This window comes from Paenibacillus vandeheii (assembly GCF_030433635.1).
Taxonomy (GTDB): domain Bacteria; phylum Bacillota; class Bacilli; order Paenibacillales; family Paenibacillaceae; genus Paenibacillus; species Paenibacillus vandeheii.
The window spans coordinates 453,874-476,130 of record NZ_JAROCD010000004.1 but is presented as its reverse complement, the minus strand read 5'-3'; the positions used below and the strand labels follow the sequence as shown (position 1 = coordinate 476,130).

The 22,257-nt window shown below is 45.5% G+C and carries 18 protein-coding genes; all 18 read left to right on the top strand.

Features of this window, described 5'->3' with window-relative positions; all coding sequences use genetic code 11:
* Positions 1-54: 54 nt before the first annotated feature.
* Positions 55-327, top strand: a complete 273-nt coding sequence (gene rpsR / locus P5G61_RS10160) for a 30S ribosomal protein S18 (RefSeq protein ID WP_017691433.1) — start codon at positions 55-57, stop codon at positions 325-327.
* Between the two features lie 221 nt (positions 328-548).
* Positions 549-1,142, top strand: a complete 594-nt coding sequence (locus P5G61_RS10155; RefSeq protein ID WP_301246321.1) for a M15 family metallopeptidase — start codon at positions 549-551, stop codon at positions 1,140-1,142.
* Positions 1,143-1,872: 730 nt separating this feature from the next.
* Complete coding sequence (locus P5G61_RS10150; protein ID WP_301246320.1) at positions 1,873-2,871, top strand: ABC transporter ATP-binding protein; 999 nt, start codon at positions 1,873-1,875, stop codon at positions 2,869-2,871.
* A 4-nt stretch (positions 2,872-2,875) separates the two neighbouring features.
* The gene (locus P5G61_RS10145; RefSeq protein WP_301246319.1) at positions 2,876-3,808 is read left to right on the top strand and encodes an ABC transporter ATP-binding protein; all 933 of its coding nucleotides are present in this window, start codon (positions 2,876-2,878) and stop codon (positions 3,806-3,808) included.
* 7 nt (positions 3,809-3,815) lie between these two features.
* Positions 3,816-4,778 (top strand): oligopeptide ABC transporter permease, encoded by a 963-nt coding sequence (gene opp4B / locus P5G61_RS10140; protein WP_301246318.1) that lies wholly within the window; start codon positions 3,816-3,818, stop codon positions 4,776-4,778.
* Between the two features lie 29 nt (positions 4,779-4,807).
* Entirely contained in the window at positions 4,808-5,713 is a 906-nt protein-coding gene (locus P5G61_RS10135; protein WP_079348424.1) for an ABC transporter permease, read from the top strand.
* Between the two features lie 19 nt (positions 5,714-5,732).
* Positions 5,733-7,559, top strand: a complete 1,827-nt coding sequence (locus tag P5G61_RS10130; protein WP_301246317.1) for an oligopeptide ABC transporter substrate-binding protein — start codon at positions 5,733-5,735, stop codon at positions 7,557-7,559.
* Positions 7,560-7,808: 249 nt separating this feature from the next.
* Positions 7,809-8,699 (top strand): D-alanyl-D-alanine carboxypeptidase family protein, encoded by an 891-nt coding sequence (locus tag P5G61_RS10125; RefSeq protein ID WP_301246316.1) that lies wholly within the window; start codon positions 7,809-7,811, stop codon positions 8,697-8,699.
* Positions 8,700-8,809: 110 nt separating this feature from the next.
* Complete coding sequence (locus P5G61_RS10120) at positions 8,810-11,242, top strand: S9 family peptidase (RefSeq protein ID WP_301246315.1); 2,433 nt, start codon at positions 8,810-8,812, stop codon at positions 11,240-11,242.
* Positions 11,243-11,489: 247 nt separating this feature from the next.
* Entirely contained in the window at positions 11,490-13,082 is a 1,593-nt protein-coding gene (locus tag P5G61_RS10115; RefSeq protein WP_301246314.1) for an MFS transporter, read from the top strand.
* A gap of 321 nt (positions 13,083-13,403) precedes the next feature.
* Positions 13,404-14,438: an LCP family protein gene (locus P5G61_RS10110; RefSeq protein ID WP_285076385.1), complete on the top strand. Its 1,035-nt coding sequence runs from the start codon at positions 13,404-13,406 to the stop codon at positions 14,436-14,438.
* Positions 14,439-14,626: 188 nt separating this feature from the next.
* Entirely contained in the window at positions 14,627-15,052 is a 426-nt protein-coding gene (locus P5G61_RS10105) for a CBS domain-containing protein (RefSeq protein WP_024629546.1), read from the top strand.
* Positions 15,053-15,316: 264 nt separating this feature from the next.
* The gene (locus P5G61_RS10100; protein WP_024629547.1) at positions 15,317-15,619 is read left to right on the top strand and encodes a MazG-like family protein; all 303 of its coding nucleotides are present in this window, start codon (positions 15,317-15,319) and stop codon (positions 15,617-15,619) included.
* 5 nt (positions 15,620-15,624) lie between these two features.
* The gene (locus P5G61_RS10095; RefSeq protein ID WP_079348522.1) at positions 15,625-16,536 is read left to right on the top strand and encodes a DUF2232 domain-containing protein; all 912 of its coding nucleotides are present in this window, start codon (positions 15,625-15,627) and stop codon (positions 16,534-16,536) included.
* A gap of 11 nt (positions 16,537-16,547) precedes the next feature.
* On the top strand, positions 16,548-18,536 hold the full coding sequence (locus P5G61_RS10090) for a DHH family phosphoesterase (RefSeq protein ID WP_301246313.1): 1,989 nt from the start codon (positions 16,548-16,550) through the stop codon (positions 18,534-18,536).
* Positions 18,533-18,976, top strand: coding sequence for a 50S ribosomal protein L9 (gene rplI / locus P5G61_RS10085; protein ID WP_024629550.1), 444 nt, complete (start codon positions 18,533-18,535; stop codon positions 18,974-18,976). The genes P5G61_RS10090 and rplI overlap by 4 nt, the downstream gene beginning before the upstream one ends.
* A gap of 1 nt (position 18,977) precedes the next feature.
* Complete coding sequence (gene dnaB / locus P5G61_RS10080) at positions 18,978-20,339, top strand: replicative DNA helicase (RefSeq protein ID WP_024629551.1); 1,362 nt, start codon at positions 18,978-18,980, stop codon at positions 20,337-20,339.
* 442 nt (positions 20,340-20,781) lie between these two features.
* Positions 20,782-22,068 (top strand): adenylosuccinate synthase, encoded by a 1,287-nt coding sequence (locus P5G61_RS10075; protein ID WP_301246312.1) that lies wholly within the window; start codon positions 20,782-20,784, stop codon positions 22,066-22,068.
* Positions 22,069-22,257: the final 189 nt, after the last annotated feature.

The window sequence follows — 22,257 nt, the reverse complement described above, 5'->3', positions numbered from 1 at the left end:
GTGAACCGACACTCTTAGAGTGATTGGTTAAACGATAGGAAAGGACTGAAAAGCATGGGCTTCAAGCAAAGAGAAGGCGGAGACAACGATAAAAGACCGGCACGTCGTGGCGGCCGTAATAAACGTCGTAAAGTGTGCTTCTTCACAGCCAACAAAATTACTCACATCGATTATAAAGATACGGACTTGCTTCGTAAATTTATCAGCGAACGTGGAAAAATTTTGCCACGCCGTGTAACAGGTACTAGCGCTAAATATCAACGCATGCTGACGATTGCCATCAAACGCTCCCGTCAAATCGCATTACTGCCATACACAACTGAGTAGTCTTACTCAGCATGGATACAAAGCAGTCGGCTTCTAGTCGGCTGCTTTTTTGCATTCAAAAAAATATTAGAGTTGCCTCTCCCTGGTGCTTGGGTATAATAATGTGCTGCAACGATGGAAGCAATTAAGGCGTAAATGATTTATAATAGAGTCTATTATATTGCTGGTATCTCAGGTAGCGTAAATATAAATGAATATAGATTCCACCATCAGGAGAGAGCATGAATACATCCAAACGTAAAGTAAAACAGAGACGAAAGAGTAATCTGAGATTTTGGATCGTAGCTACGTTGTTGCTATCCATTATATATGTGTGGTTACAGCAAAAAGGAGACACCTATGATATATGGCCACGAACGAACGTGCAAGAATTGGTGCCGATTACAGGGCTTCACCCGGTAGTAGCTGAAAGTGAGAAGCTGTTGGTTCGAAAGGCGGCTAGACGAGGGATTGAAATCGTGATTACGCATGGTTTTCGCAGCAATGAAGAACAGGATGCTCTGTTTGATCAAGGACGTTCGATTGCCGGTAATATTGTGACCAATGCCCAAGGGGGAGAGTCCTATCACAATTACGGTTTGGCCATTGATTTTGCTTTGCGGACGCCTGAAGGAGATGTGGTCTGGGATATGGAACGTGATGATAACGGCAATGGGCAGGCGGACTGGCTGGAAGTTGTAGAGCTTGCCAAAGAACTAGGGTTCACTTGGGGCGGAGACTGGGCTAACTTTCCGGATTACCCTCATCTGCAGATGGACTTTGGGTTAAGCATCAACGATTTGAAGCGTGGTAAAAGGCCTCCAGAAACACAATAAATACGGTATTATATATACATCTATATGTATAATTATTAGAAAAGCCTTGCATTTTGCAGGGCTTTTTGCTTGCTTTTGTAAAATAAATGATAAAAGATGACAATTTGTTCTTTACATAAGCGAATAAATGAAACTATACTATAATAACTAGAATTTTAACTTCAATCCTATAGCAATATCTAAATTATGCCTCTAACCGTACAAATTATGGTTAGAAATTAATTTCACTTCCAAACTGAAGATTTCCTCTACAAATCCCTCAAACCTAACATAATAGTTGGTTATATCTATATTTCTAACATTTAACTACACATAACGTGTAATATTAATGTCACATATTTGGATATTCGGTTTCTCTGAAATTTTAACTCTACCATTCAAAGTATCCATTCGGCTCTAAAATCCGTTGATACATTCCCTTTAAAGTATAACTAATACCCAAAACTGTAGTATAAAAAACATTTATACCATAAAACTCAAAATAAACATTGACGTCATCTAAATTTACACGTATGATTACATTAATTATTTGGCTTTATTATTCCGCTAGGAATTATCAGCATTAATTGACCATCGGTCTAAATAGCAGTATAAAAATTGGATTCTCCTAATGATTTGGTATTTTGTATACACTTTCGTTCGTTATCTTCAAGAACATGGAAATATACAGTGGATGCATTCTTCTATACAGAATACAGTCTACAGAAATTATGGGGTTAGGGTGATTGATTTGAATACAGAGCTATTGGAAGTCAGAAATCTAACTACATCATTCAGAATTGAAGATGACTATTATGCAGCAGTTGATCACGTTAACCTAACGGTTAAAAAAAATGAAGTATTGGCTATTGTGGGAGAGTCGGGCTCAGGCAAAAGTGCCTTTGCATTTTCAATTATGGGACTGCATAACAAAGCCAAAATTGATGGTGAGATTTTGTACAAAGGGCAGAATATAGCGAATATATCTCCCAACAGATTAAACAAACTCCGCGGTAAAGAAATGGGAATGATCTTTCAGGACCCACTTTCCGCACTAAATCCTCTGATGGTGATCGGTGAACAGATCGAAGAGATTCTGACACTGCATCAACCCAAGCTATCTTCGAAAGAAAAGAAAGACAAAGTAATTGATTTACTCAACCAAGTAGGGATTCCACGTCCCGAACAATTATACAAGCAATATCCTCACGAACTATCGGGTGGTATGAGACAGAGAGTTGTTATCGCGATTGCGATTGCCAATAAACCTGAATTGCTGATTGCCGATGAACCAACGACAGCGCTTGACGTTACGATCCAACTGCAAATTCTGGAGCTTATCCGCGAATTGAAGAACGAGATTAACGCAGGAATCATCCTGATCACGCATGATCTGGGAGTCGTTGCCGAGATGGCTGATCGCGTGGCAGTTATGTATGCAGGTGAAATTGTTGAGATCGCAGATATCTATACTCTAATGACGAATGCCAAGCATCCATATACACGGTCTCTACTAAACTCTATTCCTACCATTTCTGAAGAAAAATCGAAGCTTCATGTCATTCAAGGCATAGTTCCTTCACTGAAAAATCTTCCTCGCCAAGGGTGCCGATTCAAGGCTCGAATTCCATGGATAAGTGATTCGGCTCATGAAGAAAACCCACAGATGCATGAAATTGCACCAGGTCACTTTGTAAGGTGTACCTGTTATCAGCACTTTCATTTCCCTGATCAAGCTGAGGAGGAATAACATAATGGCATTACTCGAAGTAGAAGGACTAAAAATACACTTTCCGATTCGCGGAGGGCTGCTCAAGCGTGAGATTGGCAACATCAAAGCGGTTGATGATGTGAGCTTCTCCATTGAGCAAGGGAAAACGTACGGACTTGTAGGGGAGTCAGGCTCAGGCAAAACGACAACGGGGCGAGCCATTATTGGTCTCAACCATGTGACGGCTGGTAAAGTTCTTTTCAATGGAAAAAATCTGGCTACAGAGCGGCGTAAAGACCGACAACTTCAGCGCGATGTGCAAATGATCTTCCAAGATCCGTACTCTTCGTTGAACCCCAAGAAACGGGTTATCGACATCATTGCTGAACCATTTCGCAATTATGAACGACTGACGGCTACAGAAGAGAAACGTCAGGTCCGAGACCTTCTGGAGAAGGTCGGTTTGAGTCCAGAGTCGATCTATAAGTACCCTCATGAGTTTTCCGGAGGACAGCGGCAACGGATTGGCATCGCTCGTGCGATTGCACTAAAGCCTAAGCTGATCATCGCAGATGAGCCAGTATCCGCACTCGACGTATCCGTACAAGCTCAGGTGCTCAACTTCATGCAGGAAATACAAAAAGAGTTGAATCTGACTTATCTGTTCATCAGTCACGATCTCGGCATTATCCGTCATATGTGTGATCAGATCGGAATTATGTATAAAGGCCGGTATGTGGAGCAAGGCACAACGGATGATATTTTTGAGAATCCACAACATATCTATACCAAGCGTTTACTTGCAGCCATTCCGGATATGGACCCAACCAAACGTGAAGAAATGGTAGCCTTCCGTCAGCAGGTCAAATCCGAGTATGAACATTCATACCGAAATTTCTTTGATGAGGAAGGGCTGGCATACTCGCTCCAATCCATTTCCGATACTCACCGAGTAGCTCTACCTCAGAAAGGTTGAAGACCATATGTGGAAAACGATAGTACGCAGAATTATCATAATGATCCCTCAGATCTTTTTGCTCAGCCTGTTGGTTTTTCTAATGGCTAAGGCGATGCCTGGGGATGCACTCACCGGATTACTCGATCCGAGTATTGATCCAAAAGCGTTGGAGGAACAGCGTGAACGACTGGGATTAAACAATCCATGGTATGTACAGTATTGGGATTGGATCAAAAATGCTGCACAAGGCGATTTCGGACAATCTTTCCGATTCAAAATGCCTGTATCCGATTTGATTGGTCAGCGAGTTTCTAATACATTTTGGCTTGCACTGGCAACACTCATCTTTACGTATCTGATTGCCATTCCACTTGGCATTATCAGTGGTCGTTACAACGATACTTGGTCTGATCGGTTGATCACAGGTTATACCTACTTGGGCTTTGCAGCCCCGTTGTTTATCTTCGCACTGGTGATGTTATGGATATTTGGATTTCATTTTGGCTGGTTCCCAACCGGGGGCAGCGTGGAACCTGGACTTACACCAGGTACATTCAGCTATATAACAAGCAAGTTCTATCATCTGTTATTACCATCACTATCCATGGCATTAATTGCAACGGTATCTACCGTCCAATACTTGCGTAGTGAAATTATCGATATCAAGCACAAGGAATTCGTTCTTACTGCGAGAGCCAAGGGCGCCTCGGAATCTCGAATCTACAACAGGCATATTTTAAGAAATTCCCTGTTGCCGATCGCCGCATTTTTCGGTTATGAGATTACGGGACTTATCGGAGGTACCATCTTCATTGAGAGTATATTCAGTTATCCAGGTATGGGACAGTTGTTCCTGAATTCTATTTCTCTTCGGGATTTCAGTGTAGTAACTGCGCTCGTCTTGTTATATGGAATAGCTACAATCCTGGGATCGTTACTGTCTGACATTATTCTGGGTATTGTTGATCCGCGTATACGGATCAAGTAAGAACTTGAAGATTTCGGGGTGAAAATAAGATGAGCAAGACCAATGATGTCGTTATAACTTCACAGAAGATTGATAAGAGCCCCTCCAGCTTGAGTATTTTATGGCGGGAGCTTGTCAGAGATAAGGTGGCACTAATCTCGCTCATATTTTTGGGACTGATCATATTGCTGGTTTACGGTACTTCTTTGATCCTGGATCAAGCTGAGATTGTAAAGGTAGATTTGTTCGCCTTGTATGAACCACCCTCCGCGCAGTATTGGCTGGGAACTGATTACGGCGGTCGTGATGTGTTCGGACAACTGATCATCGGTACGCGTAACTCTCTAACCATTGGTATTATCGTCACGCTAATGACTGGTTGTATAGGTATCCTGGTGGGTTTGTTATCCGGTTACTTCGGTGGAATGATCGATAACTTGTTTATGCGCGTTGTTGATTTCTTTATGATTCTTCCGTTCTTGATGATCGTAATCGCATTTGTTACAGCAGTACCCAAATATAATATCATCTCGTTCTCTTTAATCATGACAGCCTTTCTCTGGATGGGAATCGCCAGACTGATTCGTTCCAAGGCATTGCAGGAGCGTGAACTCGATTATGTCAATGCTTCAAAAACGTTGGGATCATCCCATCTGAAGATTATGCTCTCACAGGTACTTCCTAATCTCAGCTCCATCATCATCGTCACGATGACGTTGAATCTCGCTGCCAACATTGGCCTCGAATCGGGACTGTCCTTCCTGGGATTTGGATTTCCGGAAAGTACACCCAGTCTTGGAACACTCGTAAGCTATGCTCGTAATCCGCAAACACTGGAATTCAGATGGTGGATATGGCTACCTGCGTCAATACTAATTCTGTTATTGATGTTGAGTATAAATAATGTCGGACAGGCCCTGAAGCGTGCGACTGATGCAAGACAAAGAAGAGGTTAAAAAAAGGGAGGAAAGATTCATGAAAAAGGGATTATTTTCACGGGGACTATTTTTCACGATGATGTTGGTCTTTGTACTGGCGCTTGCGGCGTGCTCGGAGAAAGAGGCGGCAACACCAACGCCTTCTACGAACACAGGGGAAACAAAGACAGAGGAGAAGCCTACTAAAGAAGAGGGCGTTTACTCGATCGAAGATTTTAACAATGTCAAAACGAATGAAGGCACTGCAATTGAGGGTGGATCCATAACATACGGACTTGTATCCGATACTGCATTTGAAGGAACTTTGAACTTTAACTTCTACTCCGGTAATCCGGATGCAATGGTTCTGCAATGGTTTGATGAAGGTTTGCTGACTTGGGATAAAGACTATGTATATACTAACGATGGTGCAGCAACGTATGAAACATCGGAAGATGGCAAAACGTTCACACTGACCATTCATGATAATGTTAACTGGCATGATGGTAAGCCGGTAACGGCTGAAGATTTACAGTTTGCTTATGAAGTGATCGGTAACAAGGCTTATGATGGCCCACGCTATGATTCCAACTTTACAAGTGTAGTAGGTATGGATGATTATCACGCTGGAAAAGCAAAAACGATCTCTGGGATCAAGGTTCTTAGCGAAAAACAAATCAGCATTACGTACAAGGAATCTACACCTTCCCTGCTGACAGGTGGCGTATGGACATATCCGCTGGCTAAACATATCTTCGGTGATATGGATGTAGCAAAAATGTCTTCTTCCAAAGAAGTACGTGAGAAACCGATCGGTTTCGGGCCATTCAAAGTGGAAACAATCACTCCAGGTGAGTCTGTAACTTTCGTTAAAAATGATGACTACTGGCGTGGAGCTCCAAAACTGGACAAAGTGACTTTGAAAGTAATCAACCCAACAACGGTTGTTCAAGAATTGAAATCTGGCGGGGTAGACCTCGTGGATTCATTCCCGACAGATCAATATAAAGACAATGCCAATATGTCCAACGTTGAGTTCCTGGGTGCAATCGATCGTGCTTACACCTACATCGGTTTCAAACTGGGCACATGGGACGCTGACAACGGCAAAGTTGTAACAAACCCAGATGCAAAAATGGCTGACAAAATCCTGCGTAAAGCAATGTGGCAGGCTGTAGATAACGACCAAGTTGGTAAACGTTTCTATAACGGTCTGCGTTGGAATGCAACAACCCTGATTCCACCGTCTCACCCAGAATTCCATGATTCCAACAATCCGGGTGTAACTTATGATCCAGAAGCAGCGAAGAAGTTGCTCGACGAAGCAGGTTACAAACTGGATGGAGAATTCCGTACGAAACCGGACGGTTCCCCACTTGAAATCAACTTCGTATCCATGACAGGTGGCGACACCGCTGAACCACTGGCACGTTATTACGTTCAATCCTGGGCAGCAATTGGTCTGAAAGTAAACCTGGAAATGGTTGAGTTCAACAATTTCTATGATCGCGTAGGTAACACAGGTAAAGATGATCCGAATATTGATGTGTATCAAGCTGCTTGGGGCGTTGGTATTGACGTAGATCCAGCAGGTCTGTATGGCCGAGATGCACTGTATAACTTCTCCAGATTCTCCAGCGAAGAAAACGACAAATTGCTGGCACAAGGTGTATCTGCTGAAGCATTTGACGTAGAAAAACGTAAAGAGATCTACAATCAATGGCAGCAGTACATGGTTGATGAAGTTCCTGTATTCCCGACACTGTACCGTGCAGAAGTAGTACCAGTTAACAAACGTGTAATGAACTATGCGATTGGTGACGGAACAGGTTTATATCTGAATGACATTCAAGTTAATGCAGATAAAGCTGCTGTAGCAGAGTAATAAAAGCATTAGCAGCAATAAGGATTGGGGTCCTTTAAAGCGTTCGGTTGCTAAATTTAATTGATAAGATTCTTCTAGGGATGAATAAAAAAATGCTTCAAAAACATGGATTCCGTACACCCTGGCATGGGGGTATGGGGTTCATGTTTTTTTTGGTAACAAATAAATAAAAAAAATTTAACTTTTTTTATAAAAATTGCAGACAAAATGCCTCTTCACTTCGTCTATATCTGTAAGAGGTGATTTTTGATGAAAAGATGGTGGAAACGGGCAGGAATGCTGCTGGCTCTACTGGTCATTATATATTTGGGTTTAAAACCGGACATGCTGGTGGGTAAACCGGGAATTAAAGCTGAGTCTGCTGTATTAATGGATATGAACTCGGAACAGATTTTGATCAATTTTAATGGTTCAGAGGAAATTGCCCCTGCAGGGATCAGTAAATTGATGACAGAACTGTTGGTCATGGAAGCTGTCATTAACGGAGAATTACGCTGGGATGACCCTGTTAATATCAGCCTGTATGCAAGTTCAGTAGGTGGCAGCCATCTGGGTTTGAAACAAGGGGAGCAATTTACAGTACAGGAGCTATTCCAGATTGTAGCCGTCTATTCCGCAAATGACGCTGCTATAGCTCTGGCTGAACATATTAGTGGGACAGAGCAGACTTTTGCACAAAAGATGAATCAGAAGGCTACCGAGATTGGACTGTCTGACAAGACGGTGTTTACCAATGCAACAGGTTTAAGCGAAAAACTACTTGGTCCGAATCGTCCGAAGGACATACAAGGGCAGACTGTAATGACTGCTGTAGATGCATGCAAGCTTGCACGTTATTTGCTGAATAACTATCCCGAAATATTGAGAGTTTCCAGCCAAATGCAGGTGTCGATCCACCAAAAAGGAATGTACATGAGCAACACCAACTGGATGTTATCCTCGATCGGCGGGTCATACGCCTACGACGGAAACGATGGATTGAAGACCGGATATGATGAGGATTCCGGCTATCACTTCGTGGGTACGGCTGAGCGAAATGGCAAGCGACTGATTTCCGTTGTATTAGGTTCAGATAGTCGTGAGGGACGTTTTATCGAGACACGAAAGCTGTTCAATTATGGATTTTCCGGTTCGAAGTAAGGGGAATGGAACTTAGGAGGGCTACGCTGTTAACCTATGGTTGATCATGGTAAAATAATTTACGTATAGTTCCAAATTATTATGTAATTTACTTTAAAGGGGGAAATGATTTGAAAGCAATAAGTAAAAAGGTATATGCTCTCGCCCTTAGCATGGCGATGTCAATCGCATTGATTCAACCAGCGGTCCAGGCAGCAGAAGCGGTGAAGCCTACGGCGTCAGTCGCTGAATCCATTGCTTCGAAGGCAGCACAGACCCTACAGCAACTGGGATACATAGATGGCATAACAGATGGAATGAAAGAGTCACAAACGCCAATTACTCGTGCTCAAGCGGCTGTCATCCTGCAGCGTGTACTTCAACTGGATGCTCCAGCGACTCTTACAGGTTTCGCAGATGTATTGGCTAAGGATGAAGCTGCTCCTGCCATTTACGCACTGAAGCAAAGTGGTCTTATACAAGGACAAGCCAAAGGATACGCACCAGATGCACCACTAACAAGAGCGCAGATGGCATCGTTGTTTACTCGGGCGTTCGAACTGAAAGATAATGGCATTCAGGTTGTATACAGTGATATGGCGCAGATTCCGAAGGTACACACAAAGGATGCCATTCGTCTAAAGCAGCATTTTATAATCGAAGGCAGCGTGTTTAACGCCAAAAATTCGGTAACCCATGGTGAGTTTGCAGATGCGCTGTACCTTGCTCTTGGACTTGATGTGCAGTCAGAAGGTCTTACACCGCTGGAAGACTTCTTCAAACAGCCGGCTCAAGCAGGATTCCAAATGTCTCCGGATGGTAAACATCTGGCCTACATGGAGCCTTGGAACAACCGAATGAATATTGTGGTGAAAGAAAATGGTCAGGACAAGTCGGTACGTATCACGAGTGAGACTGAGCGCAGTATAGCCGCATTCGTATGGGCGACAAAGGATAAGATGCTGTATGTAAAGGATGAGGCGGGGGATGAGAACTATCATATTTATGTAACGGATATGGATGGTAAGAACAGTAAGGATCTGACGCCCTATCCGAATACAAGAGCGATCCTGGTAGACTCTCTAGAGAATATCCCGGATGAGATTCTAGTGGGCATGAACAAACGTGATCCTCGGATCTTTGACGTGTACCGGATTAACATCAAGACAGGTGAGGCGGTGCTTGCTGCGGAGAACCCGGGCAATGTCACGGGCTGGCTTACGGACCATGAGGGTAAAATCCGTGTGGCCATATCCAGTGATGGTAATGTCTCTTCGTTGATGTATCGTGAATCGGAAGATAAACCATTTGAGAATTTGATGACCACCAAGCTCGGAGAAACATTTGCTCCGGTGATGTTCACGTATGATAACAAAAATATCTATGCTGTATCCAATCTGGAACGGGATAAAACAGCTATCGTAGAATACAGCCCAAGCAGCAAAAAAGTAACGAAAACCATCTATCAAAACAAAGACGTAGATGTATCCAGTTTCGTTCCTTCTAAAGAAAAAGGCACAATCCTTGCAGCTGTCTATGAGACGGACAAGGTTAACTATGAATACTTCGACAATGATTTTAAAAAATTGATGCAGGATATTCAGGCAAAGGTTCCGGGTAAAGAGGTAAGCATTTCAAACATAAGTGAAGAAGGCCAGGTTCTGTTCGTTGCGTATAGCGATAAATCGATGGGTACGTATTACTTCTATGATTCCAAGACGGGTAAGCTCGATAAATTAGCTGACGCGGCACCTTGGATTGATGAGAGTAAAATGTCGGATGTAAAACCCATTACGTATAAATCTCGTGATGGCTTAACGCTTCATGGTTATCTGACGCTTCCCCAAGGGGCCGAGGCTGCCCAATTGCCACTGGTTGTTGTTCCACATGGCGGACCTTGGGCCCGCGACTCGTGGGGCTTTAATCCGGAAATTCAATTTCTCGCAAGCCGGGGCTACGCGGTACTACAGGTGAATTTCCGCGGGTCTACTGGATACGGCAAGGAATTCCTGGATGCTGGGAACAAAGAGTGGGGTAAAGCGATGCAGAACGACCTCACAGACGGCGTGAATTGGCTGGTAGAAGAGGGAACGGTTGATGCGAAGCGTGTAGCCATCTATGGTGGATCTTATGGTGGTTATGCAGCTCTGGCAGGATTGGCATTTACACCGGAAGTGTATGCGGCAGGAATTAGCTATGTGGGACCTTCCAATCTGTTCACGCTGCTGGATTCACTGCCACCTTACTGGGAATCGGAGCGCAACATGTTCTATGAACGGATGGGTGATCCGGTGAAAGACAAGGAGCTGCTGACAGCTGTTTCACCATTGTTCCATATTGATCAGATGAAAGCCCCATTGTTCGTGGTTCAGGGCGCAAATGATCCGCGTGTCAAACAGGCCGAGTCTGATCAGATCGTGGAGGCTCTGCGCAAGCGTGGCGTGGATGTGCCTTATATGTTAAAAGCAAATGAAGGACATGGCTTCGGCAATGTTGAAAATCAATTGGATTTATATCGTGCGATTGAGAAATTCCTGAACCGCCACCTGATGCAGCAATCGTAGTTTAGTTCAGCAAGAAGGCCGTCCCACAGGTTCTAATTAACCCGAGGGACGGCTTTTTGTTGTGGAGTAGGGTGTTGAATGAACGTGGTGCCCAAGATGGTTTCCAAACATATAAACAAATTGACATATTAAATGATTTTGTTTTAAAATGACCAGTGAGTCATTATTGTTCGGTTTAGTTTAATATATATGTATCATTACAGCCTTACACTACTGGATTGCAATCTGATCGGGGAGGAAACATGTGATGCAAAAACAAATGAAATGGCCGCTTATCCTATTTGCTATCGGTGTGTTTATGGCTGCGCTGGATAACGGAATTATCACCTCGTCCCTAACCACTCTAAATGCATCGTTTGGCGTGTCGCCGACGTGGGGAGCATGGACAATTACGCTCTATACGCTTGGACTCGCGGTGAGTGTGCCGATTGCAGGCAAGCTCTCCGACCGTTATGGCCGCAAGAAGCTGTTTCTGATTGAAGTAGCTTTGTTCGGAATCGGGTCTTTACTCGTTGCGCTAAGCACATCGTTTACCTTCTTCCTGATGGCTCGTGTCATCCAAGCGTTGGGTGGTGGCGGGATTTTTATCATTGCGAGCTCTTACGTATTAAGCAAGTTTCCAACGGAGCGTCAGGGTACAGCCTTGGGTCTTCTGGGAGGTATGAACGGGGTTGCCGCGATTCTTGGGCCCAATATTGGTGCCTTTATCCTCGACATCACGGGGAATTGGCATTGGTTATTCTTGATCAATGTACCGATCGCCATTTTGCTGTTTATTGCAGGTATTCGTTATATTCATGAAGAACAGGAGTTGAGCCGTAAGGCGGTGGACTGGAGTGGTATCGCGGTCCTGACGCTGGGTGTGCTCTGTCTGATGTACAGCTTCAGCAATCTGGATGGCGTAAATATGCTGCAAAGTCTTGGCTCGCCGATGTTCTATGGCTTTTTTCTGGCAGGTGTGGTCATTCTGGTCCTCTTCTACTTTCTTGAAAAAAGGCTTGAAGGATCACAACGTGAACCTGTTGTTTCTACACAGCTTCTGGGCATTGCGTCCTTTCGTTGGACGCTGCTGATTGCCTTTTTCTCCGGAGCCATTCTGGCATCCGTGATCTTCATTCCAGGCTTTGTTGAGCAATACCTGGGGGTATCCAACACAGCCTCCGGCTACTGGTTTACGCCGCTTGCACTGGCTTCAGGAATTGGTGCAGGGGGTGGGGGTTATCTGGTTGACCGCAAAGGGCCAATCTGGACCTTATCCGTGGCAGGAGTGCTGTCGGCTATCGGCTTCCTGCTCTTCCCGCTGTGGGTAGAGCATATCTGGCAATTCGTGATTGCGAGTGTGCTCGTGGGGATCGGCTTCGGTATGATGCTGGGAGCTCCGGTGAACGTGCTCGTTACCGAACAGGCGGGTGAGAACAACAAAGGTATTGCGGTGGCGACCAGTTCCTTGTTCCGTCAGATGGCTATGGCAATCGCGCCAACCATTTTTGCCGGCTTTCTTGCTCGTTCCTTCTCCAACCTGGGATCCAACATTCAACAAGAACTCGCAGATCAGGGCATTCAGGTGCCACCCGAAGCGCTTCAACAATATGCATCTGGTGGCAGTGCAGCTTCAGGAAGCGATATTTCCAGCATAACCGAAGGACTCTCTCAAATTCCGGATTCGGGCATTCGAGATGTGCTGCTACAGGCTCTGCATCAGACAACCGGTGAGGGGTATAGTGGGCTGTTCTGGTCTGCGGTCATTTTCAGTGTGCTCACGCTGGTGGCTGCGCTTATTACAGGACGTCAGCGTCATAAAGAGAAACGGAATCTTGTAGAGACCGCATCAACAAACTGAATGGTTGGACATTCCACATCAAGAGAACAGTGCTCTTTTTGCCAGTAAAAAAGGAGGGCTGTTCTTTTCAATTTAACCGTATTGTAACTTTTCATCATCCAGCAATGATTACAATAGAACGAGCGTGAGCGGCGCTTTCTTTTCAGATAGAGAAAACTTCAGAGAACACCGTGTCACAAGCCATTCCGCACGTTTAATGGTAATTATATAAGTTGAACGAATAATTAAAACTGGACCATTGCGGGGTCAGGACAAGTTATATTCAGCTTATATAGCAGGCAGTATCGAATTTCATTTTGACAGTGAAGAAGGAATCGATGGATGAAAAGCAGAACTAAAGATAAGAAGAAGAAAAGAAGAAAAGGTCTATATATAACGCTCGTTTCGCTCGTTGTTTTGTTAATCGGGGGCTATTTGTTTCGTCAGCAGCTTGCTGTAGCAGCCTTCGATCTGTTTCTCGCTGGTTCAGTTGAAGATCAGTTGTCCCGTTCCTATGTTCCCCAGGAGGGTAACAATACGCCAGATCCAACCGTATATCGCAAAGAACCGTTCTCAGTGCTGCTGCTGGGTTCGGACAAACGTGCTTATGAGAAAACACGTGGACGCTCTGACACGGTCATCTATGCCGTTGTTCGTCCGAAAGAATCCCGTGTACTTCTGGTATCCATTCCGCGCGATACCTATGTTCAGATTGTTGGACGTGATGCCAACAAGGATGGCGAGGATGATTATGACAAGCTTGCGCATGCCTACGCCTTCGGTGGGGAGAATATGTCTATCAATACGGTGGAGAAGTTTCTCGATGCGGATGTAGGCTACTATGCAACGATTAACTTTGACGGGATCAAGAAAGTCGTTGATGCACTTGGTGGCGTGAAGCTGCCGATCGATGAGGACATTGTGAACAAGAACCCGGATCATGTGCAGTTCACGATAGAAGGCGGCAAGCCGATCTATGACGGACAGGAAGCACTTTACTATGTAAGATACCGCGAGGATAGCGATTTTAATCGGACCAAGCGGCAGCAAATTTTCCTGAATGCGATGGCGAATGAGATGCTTAATCTGAATGCCATCAGCAAAATTCCGGAATTGATTCAGATTATGGGAGACAGCTTCCAGACGGATATGCAGCCTTCCTTCATTATTGATCTGGCCAAACAGGTACTGACGCAGGAAAAACCGCAAATCTCAAGCTTCACTATCTTGGGCGAAGGGATGCGGAAAGACGGAATTTATTACGGCAAGGCAGATGAGAAAGACGTCCAATATGCCAAAGAGCTGATTAACAACTGGATGGATGAATCGACCCCAGCCGGTGAAGTGATGATTCCTGACCGGCAGAAGATCGAATAACCAATTCCATACAGACGTTATGTTTCAGAGAATGATCAGCAGTGCGTTTATTGGCGGACTGCTGTTTTTTTTCTTTGTAGAAGGAATTGAATGTTGTCCTTTTGGAACATCTGGCGTTCTGATTCGTATGATATAAGTTGAGTGAGATAAGCTGAATGATGAAATTCACAAGGAGGATACGTACGGGTATGAACATCGCATTTTTTTTGCTGCCCAAACAGGAAGTTACATGTGTAACATCGGATTCTACTCTGCGGCAAACGCTGGAACGAATGGAATATCATCGGTTCACGGCGGTGCCCATTTTGAATAAGGAAGGCAAGTATATTGGCACGGTAACTGAGGGTGACCTGTTGTGGTATATGAAGAACTCCGAGGGAAAGATCTCATTTGAAAACGCTTCAAAATTTTTGCTCAAAGACGTCCCACTTCGCCTGGATATCAAGCCCGTATCCATTGAAGCCAATATGGAGGACTTGATTAATCTGGCCAAGGTTCAGAACTTTGTGCCGGTGGTCGATGATATGGAGCGCTTCATTGGGATCGTAAGACGGAGTCAGATTATTGAATATTGCGAGGGCATTGTAGCGAAGGAATCCATGAAAGTGAAGTAAGCCGAAAACAAATTTCAATATTGTTGCAACAGCGTGGATAATCACAGCCGTCCGGTATCATGTTAAACTTAAGAAGAGTTGAACAAGATCGAACTTAAATGAATTTTCTACAAGTTGAAATGCGAATTCGTTGTATGGGGTCCCCGTAAAGTTCCTAAAATGAGTTTCGGAGGACTTCTCCGCTTTTTGGGGTAATTTTGCGGCCCCCCTTTTTATGCTATAATGGAGAATAAAGCTTTTTCGGGGAGAGTGACTTTCGCCAATATGCCTAAAGAACTGGATGTAGCCAAACGCGCTAAAGTGATTGAATGGCTTAAAACCGAAGTGCTTGATCAGGTATCCCGATTGTTCAAAGCGTTATGGGAAGGCAGCACAACCCGAATCGGGGACAGTCTCGCCAGTTTGATGATGAGTAGTTACATATTGGGCCGCAGGCTCGGTATTCCTTTCAAGGATCTGGATGCACTACTTGTTGAGAAATTGAAAAAGCATAAACAGGAAGGTCACCAGTTGGAAGACTGGTACCAGGATATTTCCGCGCTAGAAGATCACATGCGTAAGAGGTGAATTTGTTGAAATTTAGCTTTAAATCAGCTGTCTGGAGCGTAGTCTATCTGCTCTTGCTACTTTCGCTGTTAACTCCTTTATCGGTTTTGGCCATATTTTTCATGATGATACCAGGAGTTATTTTGTTTGCTTCATTACCGGTAAAATCATTTATATGGCATCTCGTCCCAGTGGCGATTATTTTGGTCGTATTTAGTCCGATTTATCTGTTATTACTGCTTTTGTTCACCCTGCCCGCGATCGTTATGGGTAATGCGTATAAGAAAAAGAAATCGGCCCTGTTCGCCCTAATGGTTGGAAGTGGAACCATGCTGGCCGAATATCTGTTGCTTTTGTTGATTGGTAGTGTAATCTTCCAATTTGATTTGTCGAGTTATATTGATGATGTGGTCAGATTGACGATTGAACCATTGACGAATACATCCAGTCAGATGGTAAACGGGTTTGTATGGACACCTGAAATGACTCAGGATGTTGCTAGGCAGACGCAGCTTATGATTCCGTTCGCCCTGGTGGTCACGTCTCTGGTCATGGCTCTAATTACACATCTCATTGCACGTCCGATTCTGAACGTTATGGGCGTGGTTGTACCGAAATTTCCACCTGCGCGAGAATGGCGTATGCCGCGTGCACTAATCTGGTATTACTTCCTGGCATTGTTGTTCGAGGTGATATCCAGACAAAGTGATGGAACGTACTGGACCATGATTGCCATGAACCTGTCGCCTCTGATCAATCTGGGCTTCATGATTCAAGCTATCGGCTTCTTCTTCTTTCTCTCACATGCAAAGAAATGGAATCCGGTTGTACCGTATTTGCTGGCGGCGGCAGTCTTCTTCATTGGACCGCTGCGGATTATCGGGATTATCGATCTGGCGTTCCCGCTTCGCGAGGCAATATCGAAACCAAAACGATAGGGTGATGAGTCATGCCTAAATTTCTGAAGAAACGCTGGCACGGCTACTATACCGTATGGGCGTTCATACTGCTGCTTCTGCTTGTTATGTCCGTGACCATCTATAACTGGGCGCTTGGTTTGATTAGTCTGATACTGGCTTCGGCGCTGGGAATCGTCATGATTAAGGCGGAGCTCGCGTTCCGTCGTGACCTTAACGACTACATTAATGGCCTGTCCATTCGGATTAAGCGGATGGAGGGGGAAGCGGTCAGCATGCTTCCATTCGGTATTGTGCTGTACAGTGAGGATCGTACGGTAGAGTGGCATAACCGCTTCGTCGCGGACATGTTCCAGGAAAAGACGATGGTGGGCAATCCGCTGCAAAATTTGTTTCCCAAACTTCCTCAACCGAAGGAGAAGAAGGATGGGAACAAGGAGTCGTCCAAGGAACTTCATGACGAGTTCCAACTGGATGACCGTTATTATGGAGTCATTCATAATCCGCAGGAGCGGTATGTATATGTCTACGAAATTACGGAGCTAGCCATTCTACGTGATAAATATGAGAATGAACGCATTGCACTGGGCATTCTGGTTCTCGATAACCTGGACGAGGCTTCTCAAGGCATGGACGACCAACAGCGGACTGCGCTGATTGCTCGTGTAACCAGTGAGATTACGTCCTGGGCGAAACGGTATGAGGTTTACCTGCGCCGCCTCTCCTCTGATCGTTATCTCATGATGCTGAATTATAAGTCTTTGCAGGAGTTGGAGCAGAGCCGATTCGTCATTCTGGATGAAGTCCGGGAGATGACCGCTGATCTTAAAGTACCGATGACGCTAAGTGTTGGACTGGCATTTGGTTCGGATACCATCAGTGAGATGGGAGAACTGGCTCAGTCCAGTCTGGATATGGCACTTGGTCGTGGTGGCGATCAGGCTGCCGTAAAATCTGGACAACGGTTGTCCTTTTACGGTGGAAAGTCCAACGCGGTGGAGAAACGAACACGGGTAAGAGCTCGGGTTATCGCCCATGCATTACGTGATCTGATGCAGGAGAGCGACCGGGTAATTATCATGGGCCACAAAATGCCTGACATGGATGCGATTGGCGCGTCTATTGGGGTATGGAAAGCGGCGAGTCTTTACAATGTAGAGGCACGAATTGTGCTGGACGGGCCCAACCCATCCATTGAACGCATGATGGAACAAGTGAACAAGGATGAGAAATTGTCCAAAGCTTTTGTGTTACCGGAACAGGCTACTCAGATGATGACAGAACATACGCTGCTTGTTGTAGTGGATACGCATAAGGCATCCATGACCATGGAGCCGAAGCTGGTCCAATCCGCTACACGTGTCGTGGTTGTGGATCACCACCGTCGGGGTGAAGAATTCATTAACGATGCAGTGCTAATCTATCTTGAGCCATATGCTTCCTCGGCTGCGGAACTGGTGACTGAGCTTCTTCAGTATATTCATGACAAGGTACAATTCACTCCGCTGGAAGCGACGGCGTTATTAGCCGGAATTACAGTGGATACGAAGCATTTTGCACTCCACACAGGTTCGAGAACGTTTGAAGCGGCAGGCTTCCTGCGTCGTAGTGGTGCAGACACGATCATGATTCAGCGGCTCATGAAGGAAGATCTGTCAGAATATATTGCTAAGGCAGAAATCATAAAGCATGCTAAAATGGTATACGGGAACATTGCGCTGGCGGTCACGGACCCTGGCAACAAGATTCCACAGATGATGATCGCTCAAGTGGCGGACACATTGCTAAATATGACCGACGTGGTCGCTTCATTTGTCATTAGTGAGCGTCCGGATGGACTGATTGGCATCAGCGCGAGATCGCTGGGGCGCATGAATGTTCAGGTGGTTATGGAACGACTGGGCGGTGGCGGACATTTGACGAATGCTGCCGTTCAGCTTGAAGGAACGCTTGGAGAGGCAGAAAAACGGCTGACGAACGTACTGGCTGAAATCGAAAAGGAAGAGGGGCTGTTCGAATGAAAGTCATTTTTATAAAAGATATGAAGGGTCAAGGGAAAAAAGGGCAAGTGAAGGAAGTATCCGAGGGATACGCACAAAACTTCCTTCTGCCACGGGGAATCGCACGTCCAGCAACAGACGGAAACATGAAAACACTGGACAACCAGAAGGCAGCGGAAGACAGACGTAAACAGGAAGAGAAAGCAGAAGCGGAAGCTCTGGCTAAAAAGCTGGAAGCTGAAGTGACTGAACTAAAAGCAAAATCCGGCGAAGGCGGCCGTCTGTTCGGTGCAATCACGAGCAAACAAATCGCTGAAGCTCTGGCAGCGAAAGGTCTGAAAGTCGACAAACGCAAAATCGAACTGGACGAGCCTATTCGCACACTCGGCGTAACGCAAGTCACCGTCAAGGTTCACCCTGAAGTGAAGGCTACCTTGAAGGTACAGGTAACGGAGGAGTAAGATGGGCGGCGAAATGTTATTCGACCGGATTCCCCCACAGAACCTGGAAGCCGAACAGGCCGTGCTGGGTGCAATCCTGTTGCAGGGCGAGGCCCTGATTACAGCGATGGAACGGGTGCAAACCGAGGATTTCTATGATAAACCCCATCAATTAATCTTTGAAGCGATGATCCAGCTTGGCGAGGGAAATCAACCGATTGACCTCGTGACTCTGACTTCGCTTCTGAAGGATAAAGGCGAGCTTGAGGACATTGGCGGCGTCAGTTATCTGGCGAAGCTGGCTCATGGTGTACCGACTGCCGCGAACGTGGATTATTACGCTCAGATTATTGAAGAGAAATCCATGCTGCGTCGCCTGATTCGTACGGCTACGCAGATTGTAAGTGAAGGATACACGGGCGGCGAGGATGTTGCGGCTATGCTTGGAGAAGCAGAGCGGCGCATTCTGGAAATTTCCAACCGACGTTCCAGCAGTGGTTTTATAGCCATTCAGGATGTACTGATGGAAGTATTCGATCGTGTGGAGACGCTGCATCAGAACAAGGGCACCACAACGGGTATTCCGTCCGGGTTTATCGATCTGGACAAGATGACCGCCGGATTCCAACGGAGTGACTTGATCATTGTAGCGGCACGTCCATCTGTAGGTAAGACCGCCTTTGCCTTGAATATCGCTCAGAATGTAGCCATTCGGGCGCAGGAGACGGTTGCTATATTCAGTCTGGAGATGTCAGCCGCACAGCTCGTGCAGCGTATGATCTGTGCAGAGGCCAATCTGGATGCGGGTGTCATGCGTATGGGTGATTTCAAAGGTGATGAAGATTGGCAGAAGCTCACGATGGGCATTGCAGCTTTGAACGAAGCTAACATCTACATCGATGATACGCCAGGGATTACCGTAGCTGATATTCGTGCCAAATGCCGTCGTCTCAAGAAAGAGAAAGGCCTTGGCATGATTCTGATCGACTACCTTCAACTGATTAGTGGACGCGGTAAAGCCGGGGAGAACCGTCAACAAGAGGTATCCGAGATTTCACGTACACTGAAACAGATTGGCCGGGAATTGGAAGTTCCGGTTATTGCCTTGTCTCAGCTGAGCCGGGGTGTAGAGCAACGTCAGGATAAACGTCCGATGATGAGTGACTTGCGGGAATCGGGATCGATCGAGCAAGATGCTGACATCGTAGCGTTCCTGTACCGGGATGACTACTATAACCAGGAGACCGAGAAGAAAAACATTATCGAGATTATTATCGCCAAACAGCGTAATGGTCCGGTAGGTACGGTAGAACTGGTCTTCCTGAAGAACTTTAATAAATTCGTTAACTACGAGCGGGCACATAATGATGCCTTTGCCATGTAGGGGACAGGCACAGACTGCTTCGATAGGGAAGTGAAATCGTCTGTCCCGACATCAACCATTAGATCCTAAGAACTCATAAATACGTTGTGAATACGATATATAGCGTTGGATGGGAATACGTATTGTATACCGGGGTTAGCCGTCAAGCAAGGTTTGACTGGCTTCGCCGGTTTTTTGTGGCGGAATATCGAGTCAATTCCGAACATTAGGGTGTGACTATATCTAATTGTTCGCCATTTGATTTGACTTTGAAAAAAGGGACTGGTACACTAGTACTGCTGCGTTAAAGCAGCGAAAACCTTCCCTTGGATGTAAATAGAGGGGGATTTTCACTGTCCGTTAGCACGCTTCTCCGCTGGTAATTTCACTTCAAATTCCTGCCGAGATAGAGGACGGACAGACCAATACAAAGGTGCGCAAGGCACCCACGGAGGTATGTACTATGTCAACGGTAGTTGTAGTGGGAACGCAATGGGGAGACGAAGGTAAAGGCAAGATTACGGATTATTTGGCGGAATCCGCAGATGTGGTTGCTCGTTACCAAGGCGGTAACAATGCAGGACACACGATTCTGATCGATAACAAAAAATATAAATTGACGATGATCCCATCGGGTATCTTCTACACGGATAAAGCATGTGTAATTGGTAACGGTATGGTTATCAACCCGAAAGCACTCATTGAAGAAATTAACTATATTCATGACAATGACTTTACTACGAAAAACCTGTCTATCAGCGAACGCGCGCACATCATCCTGCCATATCACATGGTACTAGATGCATTGGAAGAAGAGAGCAAAGGCCCGAACAAAATCGGTACAACAGGCAAAGGAATTGGCCCATGTTACATGGACAAATCAGCTCGTATCGGTATTCGTATGGTTGATCTGCTTGATGCGGAAGAGTTCGAGCTGAAACTGCGTCATTTGGTTAAAGAAAAGAACCGCGTAATCGAGCAAGTTTATGGCGGCGAGCCTGTAGATGTAGAAGAAATTCTGAAAGATTACCTCGGATATGCCGATATTCTGCGTCCTTATGTTCGTGATACATCAGTAGTGCTCAATGAATACATTGATGAGGACAAAAAAGTATTGTTCGAAGGTGCTCAAGGCGTTATGTTGGATCTTGATCAAGGAACTTATCCATTTGTTACTTCATCCAATCCGTCCGCAGGCGGGGTATGTATCGGCTCTGGCGTTGGCCCAGCTCGTATTCAGCAAGTTATCGGTGTGGCTAAAGCCTACACAACACGTGTAGGAGATGGTCCTTTCCCGACAGAGCTGCATGATGCGATTGGTGACCAAATCCGTGAGACGGGACATGAGTACGGAACGGTAACGGGACGTCCGCGTCGTGTCGGCTGGTTCGACAGTGTCGTTGTTCGTCACGCACGTCGTGTTAGTGGCATTACAGGTCTTTCCCTGAATTCCCTGGATGTAATGACAGGTCTGGAAACGGTGAAAATCTGCACAGGATACAAATTCCGCGGCGAGGTTATCACTCACTATCCAGCAAGCCTGAAAATGCTGGCAGAATGTGAAGCAGTATACGAAGAGCTTCCAGGCTGGAGTGAAGATATCACTACGGCGAAGAAGCTGGAAGATCTGCCTGTGAACACACAGAACTATGTGAAACGTGTTTCCGAATTGACAGGTATTCCAATTGCGATCTTCTCTGTAGGCCGTAATCGTGAACAAACGAATCAGGTTCTTCCTATCTACGAATAAGCAGTTAGGCTAACCCGGCAACGCTAAGGTAGACATTTATTAATTAATTTGCCAAACGGGCACCATAGAGCCCCAGTTATCGCTTGATTTTAGCGATGGCTGGGGTTTTTCGCGTGCCTTCCTGATATAATCCCCGAATTTCCGTCAATACTGGGTAACAGTAGACTCATAGATCCTGAATATTAAATG